The sequence below is a fragment of the Psychroserpens sp. AS72 genome (genome assembly GCF_038900375.1).
Lineage (GTDB): Bacteria > Bacteroidota > Bacteroidia > Flavobacteriales > Flavobacteriaceae > Psychroserpens.
On record NZ_JBBMRC010000006.1, the window covers coordinates 52,210 to 73,987 of the forward strand.

20 protein-coding genes are annotated in these 21,778 nt (G+C 33.2%); 7 read left to right on the forward strand and 13 right to left on the reverse strand.

Translation table 11 applies throughout. The features are described 5' to 3' along the window. Positions 1-58: 58 nt before the first annotated feature. The gene (locus tag WNY78_RS12315) at positions 59-1,285 is read right to left on the reverse strand and encodes a glycosyltransferase N-terminal domain-containing protein (protein ID WP_342873508.1); all 1,227 of its coding nucleotides are present in this window, start codon (positions 1,283-1,285) and stop codon (positions 59-61) included. 88 nt (positions 1,286-1,373) lie between these two features. On the opposite strand from WNY78_RS12315, the gene WNY78_RS12320 reads away from it, so the two are divergent. The 4 genes from WNY78_RS12320 (at position 1,374) to WNY78_RS12335 (ending at position 5,199) form a co-directional block, all read left to right on the forward strand. Then, complete coding sequence (locus WNY78_RS12320) at positions 1,374-2,528, forward strand: DegT/DnrJ/EryC1/StrS family aminotransferase (RefSeq protein WP_342873509.1); 1,155 nt, start codon at positions 1,374-1,376, stop codon at positions 2,526-2,528. Between the two features lies 1 nt (position 2,529). Further along, positions 2,530-3,552: a UDP-glucose 4-epimerase GalE gene (gene galE, locus WNY78_RS12325; protein ID WP_342873510.1), complete on the forward strand. Its 1,023-nt coding sequence runs from the start codon at positions 2,530-2,532 to the stop codon at positions 3,550-3,552. A gap of 10 nt (positions 3,553-3,562) precedes the next feature. Further along, positions 3,563-4,846, forward strand: a complete 1,284-nt coding sequence (locus WNY78_RS12330; protein ID WP_342873511.1) for an amidohydrolase family protein — start codon at positions 3,563-3,565, stop codon at positions 4,844-4,846. 161 nt (positions 4,847-5,007) lie between these two features. Next, the gene (locus tag WNY78_RS12335) at positions 5,008-5,199 is read left to right on the forward strand and encodes a hypothetical protein (RefSeq protein WP_342873512.1); all 192 of its coding nucleotides are present in this window, start codon (positions 5,008-5,010) and stop codon (positions 5,197-5,199) included. Positions 5,200-5,238: 39 nt separating this feature from the next. Here WNY78_RS12335 and lspA read toward each other — a convergent pair whose 3' ends face one another. From lspA to WNY78_RS12355, 4 genes are all read right to left on the reverse strand, one after another. Beyond that, positions 5,239-5,730 carry a signal peptidase II gene (lspA, locus tag WNY78_RS12340; RefSeq protein WP_342873513.1) on the reverse strand — a complete coding sequence of 164 codons (492 nt, stop codon included), beginning with the start codon at positions 5,728-5,730 and terminating at the stop codon, positions 5,239-5,241. Positions 5,731-5,733: 3 nt separating this feature from the next. Next, positions 5,734-6,627: an ACP S-malonyltransferase gene (fabD, locus tag WNY78_RS12345; RefSeq protein WP_342873514.1), complete on the reverse strand. Its 894-nt coding sequence runs from the start codon at positions 6,625-6,627 to the stop codon at positions 5,734-5,736. Between the two features lie 71 nt (positions 6,628-6,698). Further along, on the reverse strand, positions 6,699-8,252 hold the full coding sequence (locus WNY78_RS12350) for an FAD-dependent protein (RefSeq protein WP_342873515.1): 1,554 nt from the start codon (positions 8,250-8,252) through the stop codon (positions 6,699-6,701). A 54-nt stretch (positions 8,253-8,306) separates the two neighbouring features. Next, positions 8,307-9,239 carry a dihydrofolate reductase gene (locus tag WNY78_RS12355; protein ID WP_342873516.1) on the reverse strand — a complete coding sequence of 311 codons (933 nt, stop codon included), beginning with the start codon at positions 9,237-9,239 and terminating at the stop codon, positions 8,307-8,309. Positions 9,240-9,538: 299 nt separating this feature from the next. Between WNY78_RS12355 and WNY78_RS12360 the strand changes: the two genes are divergently transcribed. Next, positions 9,539-9,838, forward strand: coding sequence for an isoamylase early set domain-containing protein (locus tag WNY78_RS12360; RefSeq protein ID WP_342873517.1), 300 nt, complete (start codon positions 9,539-9,541; stop codon positions 9,836-9,838). Between the two features lie 67 nt (positions 9,839-9,905). On the opposite strand, the gene WNY78_RS12365 is transcribed toward WNY78_RS12360, so the two are convergent. From WNY78_RS12365 to WNY78_RS12395, 7 genes are all read right to left on the reverse strand, one after another. Beyond that, on the reverse strand, positions 9,906-10,730 hold the full coding sequence (locus WNY78_RS12365; protein WP_342873518.1) for a hypothetical protein: 825 nt from the start codon (positions 10,728-10,730) through the stop codon (positions 9,906-9,908). A gap of 9 nt (positions 10,731-10,739) precedes the next feature. Then, positions 10,740-11,564 (reverse strand): thymidylate synthase, encoded by an 825-nt coding sequence (locus WNY78_RS12370; RefSeq protein ID WP_342873519.1) that lies wholly within the window; start codon positions 11,562-11,564, stop codon positions 10,740-10,742. Positions 11,565-11,701: 137 nt separating this feature from the next. After that, positions 11,702-12,205 (reverse strand): hypothetical protein, encoded by a 504-nt coding sequence (locus tag WNY78_RS12375; RefSeq protein ID WP_342873520.1) that lies wholly within the window; start codon positions 12,203-12,205, stop codon positions 11,702-11,704. A 27-nt stretch (positions 12,206-12,232) separates the two neighbouring features. Beyond that, the gene (locus tag WNY78_RS12380; RefSeq protein ID WP_317175404.1) at positions 12,233-13,597 is read right to left on the reverse strand and encodes a nucleoside transporter C-terminal domain-containing protein; all 1,365 of its coding nucleotides are present in this window, start codon (positions 13,595-13,597) and stop codon (positions 12,233-12,235) included. 533 nt (positions 13,598-14,130) lie between these two features. Then, positions 14,131-14,745: a bifunctional nuclease family protein gene (locus WNY78_RS12385; protein ID WP_321225419.1), complete on the reverse strand. Its 615-nt coding sequence runs from the start codon at positions 14,743-14,745 to the stop codon at positions 14,131-14,133. Positions 14,746-14,861: 116 nt separating this feature from the next. Beyond that, complete coding sequence (locus tag WNY78_RS12390; RefSeq protein ID WP_342873521.1) at positions 14,862-15,824, reverse strand: electron transfer flavoprotein subunit alpha/FixB family protein; 963 nt, start codon at positions 15,822-15,824, stop codon at positions 14,862-14,864. 92 nt (positions 15,825-15,916) lie between these two features. After that, positions 15,917-16,663: an electron transfer flavoprotein subunit beta/FixA family protein gene (locus WNY78_RS12395; protein WP_342873522.1), complete on the reverse strand. Its 747-nt coding sequence runs from the start codon at positions 16,661-16,663 to the stop codon at positions 15,917-15,919. Between the two features lie 326 nt (positions 16,664-16,989). Here WNY78_RS12395 and WNY78_RS12400 point away from each other — a divergent pair, with 326 nt between their 5' ends. Both WNY78_RS12400 and WNY78_RS12405 read left to right on the forward strand, forming a co-directional pair. Then, the gene (locus WNY78_RS12400) at positions 16,990-17,967 is read left to right on the forward strand and encodes a pyruvate dehydrogenase complex E1 component subunit beta (RefSeq protein WP_342873523.1); all 978 of its coding nucleotides are present in this window, start codon (positions 16,990-16,992) and stop codon (positions 17,965-17,967) included. A gap of 147 nt (positions 17,968-18,114) precedes the next feature. Then, positions 18,115-20,625: a DUF5686 family protein gene (locus WNY78_RS12405; protein WP_342873524.1), complete on the forward strand. Its 2,511-nt coding sequence runs from the start codon at positions 18,115-18,117 to the stop codon at positions 20,623-20,625. A gap of 73 nt (positions 20,626-20,698) precedes the next feature. Here WNY78_RS12405 and WNY78_RS12410 read toward each other — a convergent pair whose 3' ends face one another. Next, entirely contained in the window at positions 20,699-21,667 is a 969-nt protein-coding gene (locus WNY78_RS12410) for a nitronate monooxygenase (protein WP_342873525.1), read from the reverse strand. Positions 21,668-21,778 lie beyond the last annotated feature (111 nt).

Genomic DNA, 21,778 nt, shown 5'->3' on the forward strand with positions numbered 1-21,778 from the left:
ATTGAATAAATCGTTAAAATTTTAACATTTCTAAAAATGATAACCTTCAATCAATGCACTATATACGTATGTAGTTCATGATTTGGACTACTGCTCCCTTACTTTCTTTTATGAATTTTAGATTTTTTTCACCCAAAATATTACAGTTTTGATTTGATGTTAAAAGGGTTGTGAATGTGTCATGAAGTTGTTTCCCATCTTGTATTGATATAACACCAGCATTTTTGATCATAGCTGATGCTTCAGGGAATTTCTGATGATTTTTACCAATAACCACAGGGACACCAAAAATTGCAGGTTCTAATATGTTATGTAATCCAGTTTTGCCCATTGCACCACCAACATATGCAATATCTGCATAACTATATATTTTAGACAATAAACCTATAGTATCAATAATAAAGACGTTATAATCTTTTAGTGTTTTACCTTCTTTTTCTGAAAATAAAACTGTTGAGACCTTTAGTTTAGAACTAATAGAATTAATATGATTGGAGTTGATCTCATGAGGAGCTATTATGAATTTTAGAGTTTCCGAAGCATTATCATTTATATAAGGAATGAGTAACGCTTCATCTTCTTCCCATGAACTTCCTATCACAATACAAATGCTATTGGCTTTAAATTCTGAAATAAATTCTAACTCATTATGTTGATTTAATTGATTATAAACACGATCGTATCTCGTATCACCAGAAACCGTAACAGCAGTGTAATTGATAGTTTCAAGTAGCGTTTTAGAGTTTTTATCCTGAACAAAAATATGTTCAAAAGCAAATAAAGCTTTGCGTAGCCTATTTCCGTAGAACTTAAAATAAGATTGATATTTTCTGAAATGTGCCGAAATTAAAATCGCTCTTCTGTTTTGATTTTTCAACTCTAAAAGTAGGTTTGGCCAAATGTCATATTTGACAAAAACTGTAAATTCTGGATGTGTAAGATCTAGAAAACGTTTGGCATTCGCTTTTGTGTCTAACGGAAGGTAAACAACAACATCTGCTACTTTGGTGTTTTTTCTAATTTCATATCCTGAAGGAGAAAAAAAACTTAAAATTATTTTATGCTGAGAATACGTTTGACGTAACTGCTCAAAAACAGGGAGACCTTGCTCGTATTCACCTAAAGACGAGCAATGAAACCAGATTGTTTTATCAGTTTTGCTAATGTTTTGACGTAGAATATCAAAAGTTTGCTGGCGACCTTTAACACCTAATTTAATCTTGGAATTAAAGAGTGAAAGAATCTTCAGAAAAAATGAAAATATATAGATGCTTAAATTGTACAATGCTTAAATTCTATTATTCATGCTAAAATAGGGTTCTTTGAAATAAATTCATTGCTTAATGCTAATGAATTTCGTAAATTCGTTACCTATGAAAAAAATTCAAATGGTTGACCTTAAAGGTCAATATAGCAAAATAAAAAATGAGGTAGATAGCTCTGTTTTGGAGGTGTTAGATTCTACAGCATATATCAATGGACCTAGAGTTCATGAGTTTCAGAAAAATTTAGAAACCTATTTAGGTGTTAAACATGTAATCCCTTGTGCAAATGGTACAGATGCGTTGCAAATTGCTATGATGGGATTAGGTCTCAAACCAGGAGATGAAGTTATTACTGCAGATTTTACATTTGCAGCTACTGTTGAGGTTATTGCACTTTTACAATTAACTCCAGTTTTGGTAGATGTAGATCCAATCAATTTTAATATTGATATTGACGCAATTAAAAAGGCAATAACTCCTAAAACAAAGGCAATTGTACCTGTTCATTTATTTGGTATGTGTGCAAATATGGAAGCGATTATGCAAATTGCAAGTGACCATAATTTATTTGTTATAGAAGATAATGCACAAGCCATTGGCTCAACATATACTTACAGTAATGGTACAAAAGCCAAAGCAGGTACTATAGGTCATGTGGCTTCAACATCATTTTTCCCATCTAAAAACTTAGGATGCTATGGAGATGGAGGAGCAATATTTACAAATGATGATGATTTAGCTCATGCCATTAGAGGTATTGTAAATCATGGTATGTATGAACGCTACCATCATGATGTTGTGGGTGTAAATTCTAGATTAGACTCTATTCAGGCAGCAATTTTAGATATTAAATTAAAGAAATTAGATATCTATAATAAAGCGAGACAAAATGCGGCAAGAGCCTATAATAAAGCTTTTGAAGGACAAACAAATATAATTACACCAACTGGTAAAGATGTATGTTCTGGTATTTGTGATACTTGTGATTGTCATGTGTTTCATCAATACACATTGCGTATCATAAATAGTGATAGAGATGCTTTAGTAAAACACTTGAACGAAAAAGGAATTCCATGTGGTGTGTATTATCCAATTCCGTTACATCGTCAAAAGGCATATCTAGACGAACGTTATAATGAAGACGATTTTAAAGTGACCAATCAATTGGTAAAAGAGGTTATATCTTTACCTATGCATACCGAATTGGATGATGAACAAATTGAGTTTATAACAACTACAGTTATAAATTTCATTACTGCTTAATATGAAAAAAATTCTTGTAACTGGAGGACTAGGTTTTATTGGTTCTCATACAGTCGTTGAGCTTCAAGCTGTAGGTTTTGAGGTTGTTATAATTGATGATTTATCAAATTCTTCGGAAAGCGTCTTAGATGGAATCACATCCATTACAAATAAAAAGCCCATTTTTGAGAAATTAGATTTAAAGGAAAAATCGTCAGTAGAAAACTTTTTCAGAAAACACAACGATATTTCTGGTGTTATTCATTTTGCAGCAAGCAAAGCTGTAGGAGAAAGTGTGGAAAACCCATTACTTTACTACGAAAACAATTTGAATACGCTTATATACATGCTCAAAGAAGTTTTAGGTTTACAAGAATCAAATTTTATCTTTAGTTCGTCATGTACCGTTTATGGTCAGGCAGATAAAATGCCTATAACCGAAAGTGCTCCTGTAAAACCAGCCGAATCACCTTACGGAAACACAAAACAAATTGGTGAAGAAATTATTTCAGATACTTGCAAAGTAAACCCAAATCTTAATGCGATTGCTTTGCGATATTTTAATCCTATAGGTGCGCATCCAAGTGCTAAAATTGGAGAACTGCCAATTGGTGTTCCCCAAAATTTAGTACCTTATATCACACAAACTGGAGCTGGATTGAGAGAAAGTTTATCTGTTTTTGGCGATGATTATCCAACAGCAGATGGCACATGTATTCGAGATTATATCCATGTTGTAGATTTAGCAAAAGCACATGTAATTGCTTTGCAACGATTACATAACCATAAAAATGATTCTAATTTTGAAACCTTTAATGTAGGTACAGGAGTTGGGAGTTCTGTTTTAGAAGTAATCCATGCATTTGAGAATGTGTCTAACCAATCGTTAAATTATAAAATTGCGCCAAGACGCGAAGGAGATATAACGTCTGCTTTTGCAGATACCAAAAAAGCAAACACAGTTCTAGGTTGGAAAGCTAAATCATCCCTTAATGATGCCATGGATTCTGCATGGAAATGGGAACAGAAAATTAGAAATTTATAAACCATATATAATGATGAGAGTATTTCAACTTATTATCCTTTTGCTGACGATTTCAGTAACTGGACAGAATACGTATTTGCACTGCGGAAAAGTGATAGACACAAAAAATGGAACCATTTTAACTGAGAAAACGATTATTATTTCTGGAGATAAAATACTTTCTATTGAAAACGGATATGTTAACGGAAAGACTTCCGAAGATAAAATCATCGATCTAAAATCGAAAACGGTTATGCCTGGATTAATAGACATGCATGTACATCTTGAAGGTGAAACAAGTCCGACAAGATATTTAGAGACGTTTACTAAAAATGAAGCAGATGTTGCATTTACTTCCGCAGAAATAGCTAAAAGAACATTGATGGCAGGTTTTACAACTGTTAGGGATCTAGGTGGAAGTGGTGTAAATGTGTCACTACGTGATGCTACAGCTAGCGGAAAAGTACCTGGGCCACGAATTTTTACTGCTGAAAAAGCAATAGGAACAACAGGAGGACATGCAGATCCAACGAATGGAATGAGAAAAGATTTAATGGGAAATCCTGGGCCAACCGAAGGTGTAATCAATAGTCCTGAAGATGCCAGAAAAGCAGTCAGACAACGCTATAAAAATGGAGCAGATCTAATCAAAATTACAGCAACAGGTGGTGTTTTAAGTGTCGCTAAAAATGGCGCGAACGCTCAATTTACGCAAGAAGAGGTAAATGAGATAGTAAAAACAGCTAAAGAATACGGAATGAATGTAGCTGCTCACGCACACGGAAAAGAAGGTATGAAGCGTGCTGTAATAGCTGGAGTTCAAACTATTGAACATGGATCATTTATGGATAAAGAAGTGGCTACTTTGATGAAGCAAAACAATTGTTATATGGTTCCAACTTTATCTGCTGGACGTTATGTAGAGGAAAAAGCTAAAATTCCAAACTATTATCCTGCAGTGATTCTTCCTAAAATAACAAGTACAATGGCTGTATTAGATGATACAATCAAAATGGTAATTAGTGAAGGTGTTCCAATCGCTTTTGGAACAGATGCTGGAGTGTTTCCTCATGGAGAGAATGCTAAAGAATTAAGATATATGGTTGAAGCTGGATGGACTCCAATATTTTCTTTGCAAAGTGCAACAATAACAAATGCAAAGTTACTAGACATGGAGAATCAATTGGGTCAAATTAAAGCTGGATTTATTGCAGATATTATAGCAGTAAATGAGGATCCTACAAAAGACATTTCTACAATGGAAAACGTGATTTTTGTTATGAAAGAAGGAAAAATCTATAAAAGCGCATTGTAAATTTCATAATTTATATCCAATTAATTAAAAATATGACAACAATAACCCCTTTTTCTTAAGGGTCTTGTATTTAACAAATTGATTAACAATGATTTAATGTTTATAACTTGGTGTTGGTAGTTCATCTTTGTTTCTTTGGAGCTAATGATAAATGAAATCCAATGAAATTGATAAGTATTAAAAGAGAAACTAAACCAGAAGCTAGGTTTACAAAAAAGATGGGTGTATTGACAACAAACGTCACCTACATCAAGAAACAATTCTTGAGTATACCTTACAAAACAATACACAAATACAGAGAAACGTATTACGGTGAAATTAAAGATTGTGAAACTATAAGTTTAGCAAAATAATTTTAAAAACCCTCTTCAACTGAAGAGGGTTTTTTTATGCTATTTGATTTTTTTCTTAGAAAATATTGTGGCAAATAGTAGTACTATCATTCCGAAGGTGACAGACATATCTGCTACATTAAAAATACCAGTTCTAAATACACCTCCTAAATCAATATGAAAGAAATCTGTAACAGATCCAAAAGCAATACGGTCAAACACATTAGCAATTCCACCTCCTGCAATACAGCAAAGTGAAATAAGACTCAGTTTGTCTAGTGATTTATTGGTGATAATATAATATATAAGGTATCCTAAAACCAAAGTTGGGAGGATGAGTAAAAACAATAACTTTAATGTTGCATTCATATCACTTCCCATCCCTAAAAAGGCACCTTCGTTTTCTACATATTGCATAACGAATGTATCACCTATTAAGTTTTTAACTTCACGATAAGCAAAATTAGCGCGAACTAATACTTTTGAAACTTGATCAATTAAAATATTAAAGGCGATAATTAAAATGATGCTAGTTGTTCTAGTTAGTTTCATAAACTATGCATTAGGTTCTAAAGTAGCAGAAGCTGTTTCTGTCTCTCTGTTGATTTTCTTAACCAAACCTTGCAATACTTTTCCAGGTCCAACTTCTGTAAAATGAGTAGCACCATCTGCAATCATTTGTTGTACAGATTGCGTCCAACGCACAGGAGCCGTTAATTGTGAAATTAAATTAGCTTTAATTTCGTTTTCATCAGTAACCGCTGACGCTGTTACGTTTTGATATATCGGACAATTAGGTTTGCTAAATGTAGTATTCTCAATTGCTGCAGCCAATTCTTCTCTTGCTGGCTCCATTAAAGGCGAATGAAAAGCACCACCAACAGGAAGCACTAAAGCACGACGAGCACCTTCTTCTTTCAATGTTTCACAAGCTTTATTTATTGCGTCAATATCTCCAGAAATAACTAATTGTCCAGGACAGTTATAATTTGCAGCAACTACAACTCCTTCTGTAGTAGCACAAACTTTTTCTACGATGTCATCATCTAATCCTAAAACAGCAGCCATAGTACTTGGTTGTAATTCACATGCTTTTTGCATGGCTTGAGCACGTTGAGAAACGAGTTTTAAACCATCTTCAAATGTTAATGCTCCAGCAGCAACTAATGCAGAAAATTCACCTAATGAATGACCAGCAACCATATCTGGTTTAAAGCTGTCACCTAAAGTTTTGGCTAAAATTACCGAGTGTAAAAATATAGCAGGTTGTGTCACCTTTGTTTCTTTTAAGTCTTCTGCAGAACCTTCAAACATCGTGTCTGTAATATTAAAACCTAAAATTTTATTAGCTTTTTCAAATAGCTCTTGAGCTAATGGAGAGTTTTCGTATAAATCAAGTCCCATTCCTGAGAATTGAGCACCTTGACCTGGAAAAATATATGCGTTCATTGTCATAAAATTTAAGCTGCAAAAATAGGAATAAATATTTTACTGAAAACTGCTAATTTCCGAAGAAAAAGTTAAACACAAGCAGCTTCTGCACATCGCTCACCATCCATGGCTGCAGAAACGATTCCGCCAGCATAGCCACCACCTTCTCCACAAGGAAAAAGGTTGGATATTTCGGGATGCTCTAAATTTTCATTTCTTGGAATATTTACAGGAGATGAGGTTCTAGATTCAACACCAACCACATTAGCTTCCGAAGTATAATAACCGTGCATTTTTTCTCCAAATGCTTTAAAACCTTTCCGAAGTGAACCACCAATTAATTTAGGTAATAAAGAGTGTAGTGGTGCCGATTTTAATCCTGGTTGATATGATGTAGGATTTAAATCTGCAGAAAGTTTTCCTTCTACAAAATCTGTGAGTCGTTGTGCAGGAGCAGACTGTCGCCTTCCTCCAGATGTAAATGCCAAACGTTCTAAATCTTTTTGATATTCTAAACCTTTTAAAGCACCATGTTTTTCATATTTATAAAGGTCTCTATCTGAGTTTATTTCTACGACAATTCCAGAATTTGCAAACTCATTATTACGTTTTGAAGGCGACATACCATTAACAACAACTTCGCCATTTGCAGTGGCTGCAGGTACTATAAATCCGCCTGGACACATACAAAATGAATACACACCTCTGTCATTAACTTGATTTACTAAGCTGTATGATGCAGCGGGTAAAAGTTCATCTCTTTGTTCGCCTTTGCAATGGTATTGGATACCATCAATAATTTGTTGTGGATGCTCAACACGAACTCCCATCGCAAACGATTTTGCTTGTAATTTTATGTTTTTTTCATGGAGTAAATAATAAATGTCACGAGCAGAATGACCTGTTGCTAAAATTACTTTTTCTACGTCTAATTCGTTTCCGTTTTTAAGACTTAAAGATTTAATCTGATTGTCTTTAATATTGAAATTAGTCACACGTGTTTCAAAATGCACTTCACCACCAAATTTTAAGATCGTTTCACGAATATTTTGTACCACTTTTGGAAGCTTATTTGTTCCGATATGTGGATGTGCATCAACTAAGATTTGATCTGTTGCACCATGAAACACAAGGTTTTCAAAGATCTTTCTTACATCACCACGCTTAAGACTTCTGGTATATAATTTTCCGTCGCTATACGTACCAGCACCACCTTCTCCAAAGCAATAATTAGAGTCTTCATCAACATGATGATCTTGATTAATGGCTTTTAAATCTCGTCGTCTATCTTGTACATTTTTTCCGCGTTCTAAAACAATGGGTTTAAATCCAAGTTCTAAACAACGCAAAGCAGCATACATTCCTGCAGGACCAAAACCTATGATGTGAATTGGTTTTGCTTCGGAAACATCTTTGTAATCAAATGTGTAGGCAGTAGTTTCAGGCATCGGCTCATTAATATAAACTTCTACCTTATAGTTAAACATGATTTTAGATTTACGAGCATCAATGGATTTTCTTAGAATTTTAATTCCAGAAATTTCCGAAGATTTTACATCCAAATCATAAGCTGCTTTATAGAGCAAACCATTTGGTTTAGCTTCTTCATGAAGATTAATACGGAGTTGTAAGGCTTTTATCATGAAGTGTAATTAGTAAAAAAAAGTTTTGTAAATATATTATGATGAGTTCTAGTTTTAAAATCTCTTCTCATAAGTCAAAAATGTAAACGAAAACTCATGTTTCTCATCTTTAGAATGTTCTTTTCTAGCTGTTTCTTTCCAGATTGACATATCAATTTCAGGAAAAAAAGTATCAGCATCTGGAAACTCATGATGTACTCGAGTGATTTCAATCTTATCTGCTAAACGCATAGATTGCTTGTAAATTTGTCCACCACCAATAATAAAAGGTTGTTTATCGCTTCTTGCAGCATCTAGAGCATCTTCCATATTATTAACAACAATAACACCATCAGGAACTTTGTAGTTGTCTTGACGTGTAATTACGATATGTGTACGATTTGGCAATGGTTTTGGGAAGCTCTCAAAAGTCTTGCGTCCCATGATAATATGATGACCGTTGGTTAATGATTTAAAACGTTTAAGATCATCACTTAAATGCCAAATTAAATCATTGTCTTTACCAATTGCATTGTCCTCTCCAGCTGCTACTATTATAGTGCGTTCAGTTTTTTTTTTTACTGATGGAGCTGCATCAATTAAGGCATCGTTGAATACTTCAGATTTTGCGATTTCAGTCTCTTCCTTTAAAAGTTTCTGTTTGATTTTACTAATGCGTTCCTGTTGTTTTGCAACGAGTGATTCTCGTTGTTGGTCTTCCCAATCCTTACCCATAAATTTATGAGTTATAAATACACTTATAAAGTGGTAGATGAAAAATGCCAACCATAAAAGAATAGCAATCACAAACCAATCAAGTCCTACGATCTTAACATCTTTACCAATACCTAAAACCGTATTAGCTAAGATTAAAAATACAGCTCCAATTAAAAATATAACGAAATGAACATAAACACGTTTCTTTTGTTTAATGCGTTTTTCGGCATATTTTATTAATGCTAACTGCTCTTTATCTATCTGAGGAATTGTTTTCTTTTTTCCGAACATAAATCAAAATACTTATAAATGTAAAGTTACAGTTTTTAACGTAAACGTTGTAATTATTTTTTTCTTCGGAAATTAGAAAAACACGAAAACGTTTTAGTGTTTAACTTTTTGAAAATCAAGGATTAAGAACTGTAGTTGATTATTGCTAAAATCATAAATTATGAGGCTTTTTATTTAATAGTTGAAATTATTAGAAGTCATTCTTTACGAAAATGATAATTCTTTTGTTTGCTATTAGGTATTCGTTTGAGTATCAATGATTCTTTTATACATTTGTTTAAAATTAATTAACTATTATAATGGCAATTACAAAACAATTTTTAAAGAGCAAGCCTGTTTGCAAGGTAACATTTTCAGTACCTGCAGAGGAAGCTAAAAAAGTAACAGTAGTAGGATCATTCAACGAATGGAATGAGAAAAAAGCTGTTCAACTTAAAAAATTAAAGAACGGTACTTTTAAAGGAACTGTTGATTTAGAAAAAGATAACTCTTATGAGTTTAGATATGTAGTTGACGGAACTTACGTTAACGATGAACAAGCAGATGCTTACGCATGGAGCGATTTTGCTGGTGCAGAAAACGGTGTTTTAAACGTGTAATTTTACGTTTTTACTGATATAAAAAAAGAGCTTTCAATTTTGAAAGCTCTTTTTGTTTTATTATATATTAAAAATAAAGAGTCATCAATAATTTATAGGGAGTGTCAATAGGTTTTCCGTTAAGAGTTCCGGGTGTTTTAAATTTAGGAAGACGTTTGGCTACATTAATAGCCTCAATTGCTATGGCCTTATGGTTAGCTTTTGCATTTATGTTTTCAACTTTTCCTTTTTTGTTAATATTGAATTCCACTAGAAACTGAGTTGACTTTTCAGTTGGTAATGCTCGACTAGCCATTTCAATATCGAAACTCATTTTAATGAAGTTCATTATTTTTTCCTTAGAACAATTTTGTAATGCTGAGTTAGATGATTCTTTATCACAACCTCTAAATACAGGATAGGTTGAAGGTGTATCATCAAAGTTGGCTATTAAATCTATTTTTAATGGTATTGCATAGGGAACTATTACTGCCTCACCATCCATATGACCAGGTATCATTTGCGGAATTAGATTAGTAACACGTTTAGCTTCAGCTTCTAAAAATTCATCTTCTGCTCTCGAATTAATATCTATGACTTTTCCATCCTTATCAATTTTAAAAATCACAAAAACTTGTTTAAAACCAGGATCTATTTTAGAGTTTTTATGCCTTGTGGTGTTAAAGTTTTTTTGAAATAGTAGACTGATCTTATCAGACATGCATTGTTTTTTCTTAGCGTTATCTTTTTTGTTTTCACATCCCTTATAAATTGGTACGTTATCAATACGATACTCTGCTTTTAAATCACTTTTGTTTGATAAAGAATCTAATTGCGATTGACTTATTGTGTTTTCTTGCGCATGAATAAGCATTCCACACAAGATGGATATAATAAAAATGTAGTATTTCATAAAATTATTTTAAACAGCAACAGCACCTTTAATGTGTGGATGCGGATTATAATCTTCTAAAGTAAAGTCTTCAAATTTAAAATCGAAAATATTTGTCACTTCAGGATTAATTTTCATTTTTGGTAATGGTCTAAGTTCTCTAGATAATTGTAATTCTAATTGCTCAAAATGATTGCTGTAAATATGCGCATCTCCAAATGTATGGATAAATTCTCCAGCTTGGTAACCACAAACTTGTGCCATCATCATTGTAAATAATGCATAAGATGCAATGTTGAAAGGGACACCTAAAAAGATATCGGCACTACGTTGATATAATTGACAAGATAATTTCCCATCTGCAATATAAAATTGAAAAAAGGCGTGACAAGGTGGTAAAGCGGCTTTACCATTAGCTACATTCTCATCAAAAGATTTTGAAGTATCTGGCATTACAGAAGGATTCCAAGCCGAGACCATCATACGACGACTATTAGGATTGTTTTTAAGAGTTTCTATAACGTCTTTTATTTGATCGATTTCGTCGTTGTTCCAATTGCGCCATTGATGACCATATACTGGACCTAAATCTCCATTTTTATCTGCCCAAGAATTCCAGATTTTAACTCCGTTTTCAGTTAGGTACTTAATATTAGTATCTCCTTTTAAGAACCAAAGTAGTTCATAAATGATAGATTTTAAATGCAACTTTTTAGTGGTTACCATTGGGAAACCTTCACTCAAATCAAAACGCATTTGATGTCCGAAAACACTTTTTGTTCCTGTTCCTGTACGATCTCCTTTTTCGTTTCCTTGTTCTAAAACGTGCTTTACTAAGTCGTGGTATTGTTTCATAACATTTCCCACGAAAGTGGGAATCTCTTTAAATTAAACGTAAAATTTCAGAAAATAAAAGTAAAAAATAAGGGTTGAATCTTTACGATTTCAACCCTTTATAATATTAAAAGTTATTAACTATATTTTAATCCTAATTAGTGAAATTCAAAACCAATTTGGGTTACTAAATTGTCTTTAAATCCAATAACGATTGGTGTTGATTCTACTTTTGGATTTGACATATATAAATTAGGCATAACAGCTACTATATCAACAAATTTAATGTTATCAACTATAGAGTTATTAGATGTTTTGTCTATTAATAACTCATCAATTTTAAAAGTGCCAGAGTATGATGTGTCAGGGAAATTTTTATCACCATCCCAATTAAAGTTTAATCCTATAAATATCAATTTGTCTTTAACGGTGTGAATAGATATACCATGCTCCTTGTAATGGTAATTAATTTTCCCAGTAGGATATTCTTTATAAACCGTTGGAGTGCCCAATATTTTAGTGATCTCTTGTAATGATGTGTTAGTATTTAATGTTGTTTCGTTAAGTACTACTTCTTTGTCTTTGGTGAATTTTATCTCAACATTTGTTTGTGCAAAAGTCACATTTAAGAATACGATAGCGATAATTGTAAAGATTTTCATTTTCATTTTATTTTCATTTAGTTTTTACTATCCAATAATCATTCCAGCAATAGTAGCAGAAATCAAAGAGGCAAGTGTTCCACCAATTAAAGCTTTCATTCCAAATTTAGATAAGGTTTTACGTTGTCCAGGAGCTAAAGAACCAATACCTCCAATTTGAATTCCAATAGACGCAAAGTTTGCAAAACCACACAACATATACGTTGCCATGATAATTGATTTCTCATATTTTAAATGCGTAGCATTAGCGGCATTTTTAAGATCTGCTAATTGAATATAGCCTATAAATTCACTAGCTGCTAATTTAATGCCTAGGAGTTGTCCCATAAGCGCCATGTCTTCCGTAGCAACACCAATTAACCACATTAGAGGAGCAAAAATATAACCTAGAATAAGTTCGAGAGATAAACTTTGGTAAGCTGTGTTTCCAGCTACCCAATCGTTTAAATTTGTAATATCACCAACCCAACCTAGAATACCATTAGCCATAGCAATAAAGGCAACAAATACAAGTAACATTGCACCTACATTAACAGCTAGTTTTAGACCTTCGGTAGTACCATTAGCGATTGCATCTAAAATGTTTGAACCTATTTTTTCTTTAGAAACAGCCACATCAGTATTCACTTTTTCTGTTTGAGGATATAGAATTTTTGAAATCACAATTGCTCCAGGTGCTGCCATAACAGAAGCAGCTAATAAATGCTTTGCATAGAACAAGCGTAAGGCTTCATCTTCACCTCCAAGAAACCCAATGTATGCGGCAAGAACAGCACCTGCAACAGTTGCCATACCACCAATCATAACTAAAAGCATTTCTGATTTATTCATTTTCTCAAGATAAGCCTTGATTAAAAGTGGTGCCTCTGTTTGACCTAAAAAAATATTTCCAGCTACACTTAGACTTTCTGCACCAGATATTTTAAGCGTTTTAGATAGCAACCAAGCCATTGCTTTTACTACTTTTTGAATGATTCCTAAGTAGAATAAAACAGAGGTTAATGCTGAGAAAAAGATAATAGTTGGTAGTACTTGAAAAGCGAATATGAAACCATAGGAATTAATGTCCATTACACCACTAAATAAGAACTCACTTCCAGCTCTAGTAAAGTCTAGTATGTTTATGAAAACTTGACCTATTGATTCAAAAATATCCTTAACAAAATCAACTTGTAAAACGCAGATTGCAATGATTAGTTGAAATGCTAAGCCAATTGCAACTGTTTTCCAATTGATACCTTTTCTATTACTGCTAAATAAAAAGGCTATGACAAGCAAAGTTATCATACCTAATACGCCACGCCAAATACTATTGAAACTATAACCTTGACTTTTTACTATGTCGTCTATAGCTTCTCCTTGAGCAATAAAGCTAGGATGCTTATCTGATATAAATGTGAAAACATCATTAGAATTTTTTAAAATTAATTCTGTTTCTTTTTTACTTACAATCTCATAATAAACATCTACTGTCGTTGGAACTTTCTGCTTAAAAACTATTAAGTTATTATTCTGAAGCCAAAACCCTTTGTTGAAATTATTGTTTAAAATCGATTCGTATTCTCCATTTTCACCAAAATTTAAAAATTCTTTTCCTTTATTGAAATCAATATCTCCAGTTTTATCTTTTGGATAATTGTCAAAAGTTTCGTGTGATAATAATTGCCAATTGTTAATAACCAAATTAACTTCTTCGGCATTGTTTTTAATATCTTGAAATTTTACTATTTCAGGTAGACTGTCTGTTGAGATTTCTTTAGTATCTTGAGCATAAGTCGTAGTAATCCCAAAAAAAATAGCTGCAATAGCTAGAAGAAAATGTTTCATGTGTTTATTATTTGTTTTTTCAACAGTCACATGCTGTTCGCAATTAATCATTCTTTTGGTGATAAAATTTTGAACATGCTCGTTTCAAAAGAAAATTATTATCGTTTGTCAATTTCGTCTCTAATCTTAGCTGCTTTTTCGTAATCTTCGTTATTAACAGCTTCATCTAAGAGTGTATGTAATTCTTGAAGTGATTTATCCATATAGTTATCTTGGATACTCGCTTCTATTTCTTCAACGACCATGTCATCTACAAGAATAGAATCTTGATCTTGTTCTTCGCCTTCCTTTTTAGGGTTGACTTTTAGATAAATACCTGCTTTATCTAATATGTTTTTATAGGTAAATATTGGTGCTTTAAAACGTAATGCTAAAGCTATAGCATCACTAGTTCTTGCATCTATAATTTCTTCAATTTTATCGCGTTCGCAAATTAAGCTGGAGTAAAATACACCATCAACTAGTTTGTGGATAATGACTTGTTTGACAACAATATCAAAACGATCTGCGAAATTTTTAAATAAATCGTGTGTAAGTGGTCTTGGAGGTCTAATTTCTTTTTCTAGAGCAATCGCTATGGACTGCGCTTCAAAAGCACCAATAACGATTGGTAGTTTGCGGTCACCATCTACTTCATTCAGAATAAGAGCATACGCGCCATTTTGGGTTTGGCTGTATGATATTCCTTTAATGTTTAATCTAACTAGACTCATAATGTATAAAACGTAAAGAACTGTTTTAATTTAGACTTTAACAACTGCAAATTGCAGATTTATGTTTAGAGTACCAAATCAAAACAGTCCTTTTTATAACTGTTAATTTTAAAAAATTAAGCGTTTTGAGCTTTAAAAGCTTTTAATTTTTCAATCAATGCAGGTACAACTTCAAAGGCATCACCAACAACACCATAATCTGCAGCTTTAAAGAAAGGTGCTTCTGGATCTGTATTGATAACTACTTTTATTTTTGAAGAATTAATACCAGCTAAATGTTGTATTGCTCCTGAAATACCAATAGCAATATATAAATTTGATGCTACGGGTTTTCCTGTTTGCCCTACGTGTTCACTGTGTGGTCTCCATCCTAAATCTGATACTGGTTTAGAACATGCTGTTGCTGCTCCAAGAACTTCTGCTAACTCTTCAATCATTCCCCAGTTTTCTGGACCTTTAAGTCCGCGACCACCAGAAACCACTATTTCAGCATCTGCAATTGATACTTTATCTGTTGCTTTATCAACCGATTGTACTGTAACTGATATGCTTGGTATTGAAGGCGAAAAGTCTTCCGAAGAAGCAGTTCCATTAGATTCTACAAGTCCAAATGAATTTTGTGATACACCAACTACTTTCGTGTCTGTATCAATTGTAGTCATATTAAACGCTTTATTTGTAAACGCTGTACGTTTAACTGTAAAAGGAGATGTGCTAGAAGGTGCTTCTACAACATTTGATGCGTAACCAGCTTCTAAATCTATGGCAACTATTGGTGCTAAATATTTACTATCTGCACTAGAACTTACAACAACAACTTTAGAAACTTCTTGCTTAGCTGCTTGAGCTATTGCACTTGCGTAGGCATTAGCATTAAATTTATCTAAATCGCTATTGGTAACTTTTAATACTTTGTCAACACCATAGTTTCCTAACTCTGAAGCATCTGCTGCATTAAATGTAATTGCTGTGACAGTTGTTCCTAATTGGTTAGCAACTGCTTTGGCATAAGAGGCAACTTCAAAAGCTGTTTTTTTGAATTTTCCTTGTTCTGATTCTGTATATACTAAAACTGACATGTTTTTTAAGTTTTTGTCATTCCTGCGAAGGCAGGAATCTATTTTTTGTTTTTCTCTATTTTCTGGATTCCTGCATTCGCAGGAATGACAGCTTAAATCGCTTTAGCTTCGTTGTGAAGTAAATTGATTAATTCATCAAGATTATCTGGAGCTACTAAAGTTACTGCACCTTTTGGAGCAGGTTTTTCAAATTTTACTGAATTAGTTTCGGCAGCAGCATTGATTGGTTCTACCACAGATAATGGTTTTTTACGAGCCATCATAATTCCTCTCATATTTGGAATACGAAGATCACTCTCTTCAACCAATCCTTTTTGTCCACCAATAACTAAAGGTAAGTTTGTAGCAACGGTTTCTTTACCACCATCAATTTCTCTCATAGCAGTAGCATTTGTACCATCAACTTCTAAGCTAATACAGTTAGTTACAAAATTAGCGTTTGTTAATGCAGCAATCATTCCTGGAACCATTCCTCCATTATAATCAATAGACTCACGACCAGCAATCACTAAATCATAACCTCCATCTTTGACAACATTTGCTATTTCTTTTGCAACTTGATAACCGTCTTTTGCCTCAGTGTTTACTCTAATTGCTGAGTCTGCACCAATTGCTAAAGCTTTACGAAGTGTAGGTTCTGTTTCTGGTCCACCAACATTAATAACAGTGACTTCAGCACTTTGTTTTTCTTTAAACCACATAGCGCGAGTTAAACCAAACTCATCGTTTGGATTAATTACAAATTGTACACCATTAGTGTCAAACTTTGTATCACCATCAGTAAAATTAATTTTTGAAGTCGTATCAGGTACGTGGCTAATACATACTAATATTTTCATATCGAATAATTTATTTTGAGTATTTTTTTTAAAGCACGAAGATAATTATAAAATTTCAAATTTTACTATGCATGCATAATAAATTTTATGAAAATTGGGGATTTCACACCAATGGTTATGAAAATCTTATAAATACTGCGCTAAATTACGAATAATTCAAAGTTTATTACAGAAGAAATTGTTTTGGTGAGGCACATTTCCGAAGAAAAAAGAAAAAAATGAAGTTACGTATTGAGAGCTTAGGCTTAGAATCTGTTTTCAACTTCAATTTATGTTATTTTATTATCAATAATTACTACTTTTGTTATTCGTTAAAAAATGAATATATGAAGACAATTCAATTTAGAGAAGCAATTTGTGAAGCCATGAGTGAAGAAATGCGCAGAGATGAAAGCATTTATTTAATGGGTGAAGAAGTTGCAGAATATAATGGAGCTTACAAGGCTTCTAAAGGAATGTTAGATGAGTTTGGTGCAAAACGTGTGATTGATACACCTATTGCTGAGCTTGGTTTTGCAGGTATTGCAATTGGATCAACGATGACAGGAAATCGTCCTATTGTTGAGTACATGACCTTTAATTTCTCTTTAGTTGGAATTGATCAAATTATAAATAATGCTGCGAAAATTAGACAAATGTCTGGTGGACAATTTAAATGTCCAATCGTTTTTCGTGGACCTACAGCTTCTGCTGGACAATTAGGAGCAACACACTCTCAAGCTTTTGAGAACTGGTTTGCAAATACACCTGGTTTAAAAGTAGTTGTGCCTTCTACACCTTATGATGCAAAGGGTTTATTAAAATCTGCCATTCGTGATGACGATCCAGTAATTTTTATGGAAAGTGAGCAAATGTATGGTGATAAAGGTGAAGTGCCAGAAGGAGAATATACGATTCCTTTAGGAGTTGCAGAACTTAAAAGAGAAGGTACAGATGTCACTATTGTATCCTTCGGAAAAATTATAAAAGAAGCTTACAAAGCTGCAGATGAGTTAGAAAAAGAAGGGATTTCTTGTGAGATTATCGATCTAAGAACTGTACGTCCTATGGATCGTGAAGCGATTTTGAAATCGGTTAAGAAAACAAATCGTCTAGTGGTACTTGAAGAAGCTTGGCCATTTGGGAATGTATCGACAGAAATCACTTATTTAGTACAATCTGAAGCGTTTGATTATCTAGATGCACCAATTATTAAAATAAATACAGCAGATACTCCTGCGCCTTATTCACCAGTTTTATTAGCAGAGTGGTTACCAGACTACAACGAAGTTATTAAAGCGGTACGTAAAGTGATGTACAAATAAAATTAAACGTGATTATTTGCGTTAAAAAACTTCATTAGCACGATTGTTGATGAAGTTTTTTTAGTTTTGACAACTTAATCCAGTATTATAAACTGGGCAATTGCAATTTTGTACCCAACTAAAAAATAAATTGCAAAACCTATAAAAATGAAAAAGAAGCTCCTCATTTTATTATTTTTCTTCGGAATAGCATTGTCTTTCTCACAAACCAAAGTAAGTGGTTATGTCTTTGATGAATTCAATGAGCCTGTAGCATTTGCAAATATTTTATTCAAAGGGTCTACAGAAGGAACCATATCTAACGAAGATGGACGTTTTTATCTTGAGTCTGATAATACTTGGGACATCTTAGTTGTGTCTTTTTTAGGGTATGAACGTCAAGAAGTCAAATTGGAGAATAAAGTTAACTACGATTTAAAATTTATTCTAAAAGAAGAAGCTGGAGCATTAGATGCTGTACTTATTGTTACAGGGAAACAATCTAAAAAAGCATCAGAAAATCCTGCAATTAGAATTTTAAAGAAAATTTGGGAACGCAAACGTAATAACGGATTACAACAATTTAAACAATACGAATACGATAAATACGAAAAAGTAGAATTTGATCTCAATACCATTGATAGTGCGCTTATAAAAAGTAAACTGTTTAAAGGAATGGAGTTTGTTTTTGAAGAAGTAGATACCTCTAATATTACAGGTAAAACCTATTTGCCCATATTTATAAATGAAGCTGTAAGTAAGGTGTATGGTGACAACCTATTAAATAAAGAAAAGAGCGATTTAAAAGGAAATAAAAACTCTGGCTTTAGTAATAATCAAATCATCATCGATTTTATTGACGACCTCTACGCAGATTTTGATATCTATGATAACTACCTTAAGTTTTTTGATAAGAGTTTTGTGAGTCCGTTGTCTAGAACAGGTGTTCAGACCTATAATTATGTGTTATCAGACAGTGCTTTTATTGATAATAAATGGTGCTACAATATTGTTTACTATCCAAGACGTAAAAATGAATTGACCTTTAAAGGTGATTTTTGGGTTAATGATTCTACCTACGCAATTAAAGATATTAATTTACAAGCGTCAAAAAGTGCTAATATAAACTGGGTCAAAGAGATTTATATAGAACAAGAATTTGAGGTTTTAAACGATACGCTCTTTTTAATTAAGCGCGATTATATGTTGTCTGATTTTGCGTTGAATAAAAAGGAAAAGTCACGTGGTGTCTACGGAAAACGTACAACCTTATACGATAATTACCAATTTGACAAACCTAAGGACGAGAAATTTTACGACGAAGAAGTCTATAATTATAATGAAGACGCTTATAATCGTGATGATGATTTTTGGGAAGAAAACCGAATGGAAACCCTTAGCAAAGACGAAAAAGGTGTTTACAAAATGTTAGATACACTTAAAACTGTTAAAAAGTTTAAACGACTTTATAATCTTGGTAGTATTCTAGCCTCAGGTTACATTGAAGTGCCTAGTCTTAATTTGGATATTGGACCTGTTTTTTCTGTTTTTGGTTATAATGAAGTAGAAGGCATGCGACTTCGAGGAGGAGGACGAACCTATTTTGGACCCAATGACCTTTGGAGAGTAGAAGGGTTTTTAGCTTATGGGTTTAGAGATGATAAATTCAAATACGGTATTTCTGGTAAGTGGCTTATAGATAAAAAGAACCGACTTATAATTTCAGGAGGAAACCGACGAGATATAGAACAAATAGGTGCAAATTTAACAGCTTCAACAGATGTGTTAGGTCGCAGTTTAGCCTCATCTGCAGTGGTTGGAACAAGTACCAATGACAAACTCACCAATGTGAATTTGACCACATTGGCACTAGAAATAGAGCCAAGTAAAAACTTTGTGATTAGAACTAGTGGAACTTACAGAACCTTAGAATCTGCATCACCAACTTTTAGTTTAGATTATAATGATCCAGAATCTCCTACAGGTATTTCTTCGGAAGTGAAACAATATGAGACTGCATTGTCATTATCGTATTTTCCGAAGCGAAAAATGACAGGTTTTGGTGTAGAACGTCGTACAGCTAATGATGGTTTTGCGAGTTTATTTGCGCAAATTACACGTGGAGATCAAGCTTTTTTTAATAGTGATTTTGATTATACTAAACTTCAATTTTCATACATACAGCCTTGGCAAGTAGGTGGTTTTGGGCGCTTGACGACAACAATTGAAGTAGGAAAAACGTTTGGAGAAGTGCCTTTAGGCTTGCTAAGTGTTGTGCCAGGAAATCAATCGTATTTTTCTATTTATAATACATTCCCACAGTTAGATTTCTATGAGTTTGTAACAGATACCTACACGTCATTGCATTTAGAACACAATTTTAATGGTCGTTTTTTCTCAAGAATCCCATTTCTTAAAAAATATAATCTAAGAGCCATTGTTGGTGTTAGAGGAGTTTGGGGAGATTTATCTGCGGAAAACATCGCACTTAACACCACTGGGAATCCAATAGAAACACCTTTAATTGCTCCAAACGATGAAATGTATTATGAATACAGCGTTGGTGTTGGTAATATCTTTAAAATCCTGCGTATTGATTTTAACTTTAGAGGGAATTACTTAGACACTCCAGATGCAAGACCTTTTGGTGTCACTGGAAGTTTTGGGTTTAATTTTTAAGGGTTTGAAAGCTAGTATAAGAATAAACTTAAATTGAGGTTTCTATTTGTTATATTCGGTTGTTGTAAGTAGTTTACTTATTTAGATACTCATCCCAAATATCCTTTACAATATCGCTAGCCGACTTTATATTGTTTATGTTATTTACACTAGTTCCAGCATAGAGTGTCATTGCTTCAATATTACCTGAAACTCCTGAAACTGGTGCGCTAAAACTATATCGTTCTATATTTTTGCCTGATACGTTTTTTCCAAGAATGTCAAATTCACCTGGTCTATTTCCAATTTTTGCGCAACCATCAGATTCCCACATTTTGAATGTTGTATTTCGTATTATTCTATGAGAAGCATTGTCCCAGCCTTTATTCATACAAACAGTTAATACAGTATCATCACTATTTGAATTAACTAGGTTCTCTTTATATATCTGATGTGCGCCACTTTCAATAGAAGCGACAAATCGAGAACCCATTACAACTCCAGATGCTCCAAGAACTAAAAACTTTTTAATATCGTTACCACAGGAAATTCCTCCTGAAGCCAAAACTGGCATTTTCCCGTTGGCTGCTTGTAATACTTCTGGTAAGGCTTTTTCAAGTGTCTTTGAAGCTTGAACATGTCCTCCAGCTTGTGTTCCTTGGCAAACCAAGTAATCAGCTCCTAAAGACATAGCTCTTAAAGCACTCTCTTTGTCAGTAACTTGAATACCTATCTTAGCATTAAATGACTTAATTAAATCAACTAATTCTATACTTGGCATTCCCCAAGAAAATTGTATAATTTTTACATCAAGTTCTAGTGTTCGTTTTAATGCTTTAGGTTCAAAGTTTAAAACAAAATTTGCATAAAATGGTTTTGATGTTAATGACTTTAATTGTTTGATTTTTATTTCAGCATCTTCAGGAGAAGACCAGCTTAAAGCTAAACCTCCTAAAGCTCCACAATTAGAAACTGCAGCGACTAGTTCAGTAGTTACTACTCCACCAATAGGAGCCTGAATTATAGGATAATCTATATTCAACATTTCTAACAATTCCTTCATGTTTAATTTTTCTTTTTTGTTAAATCTGAAATTACTTACAACATTGTTGAGTATGGTTAGTTGCGTTGGCAAGAACTAAATTAGTAAAAGAAAACAAACCAGAGAAAAATC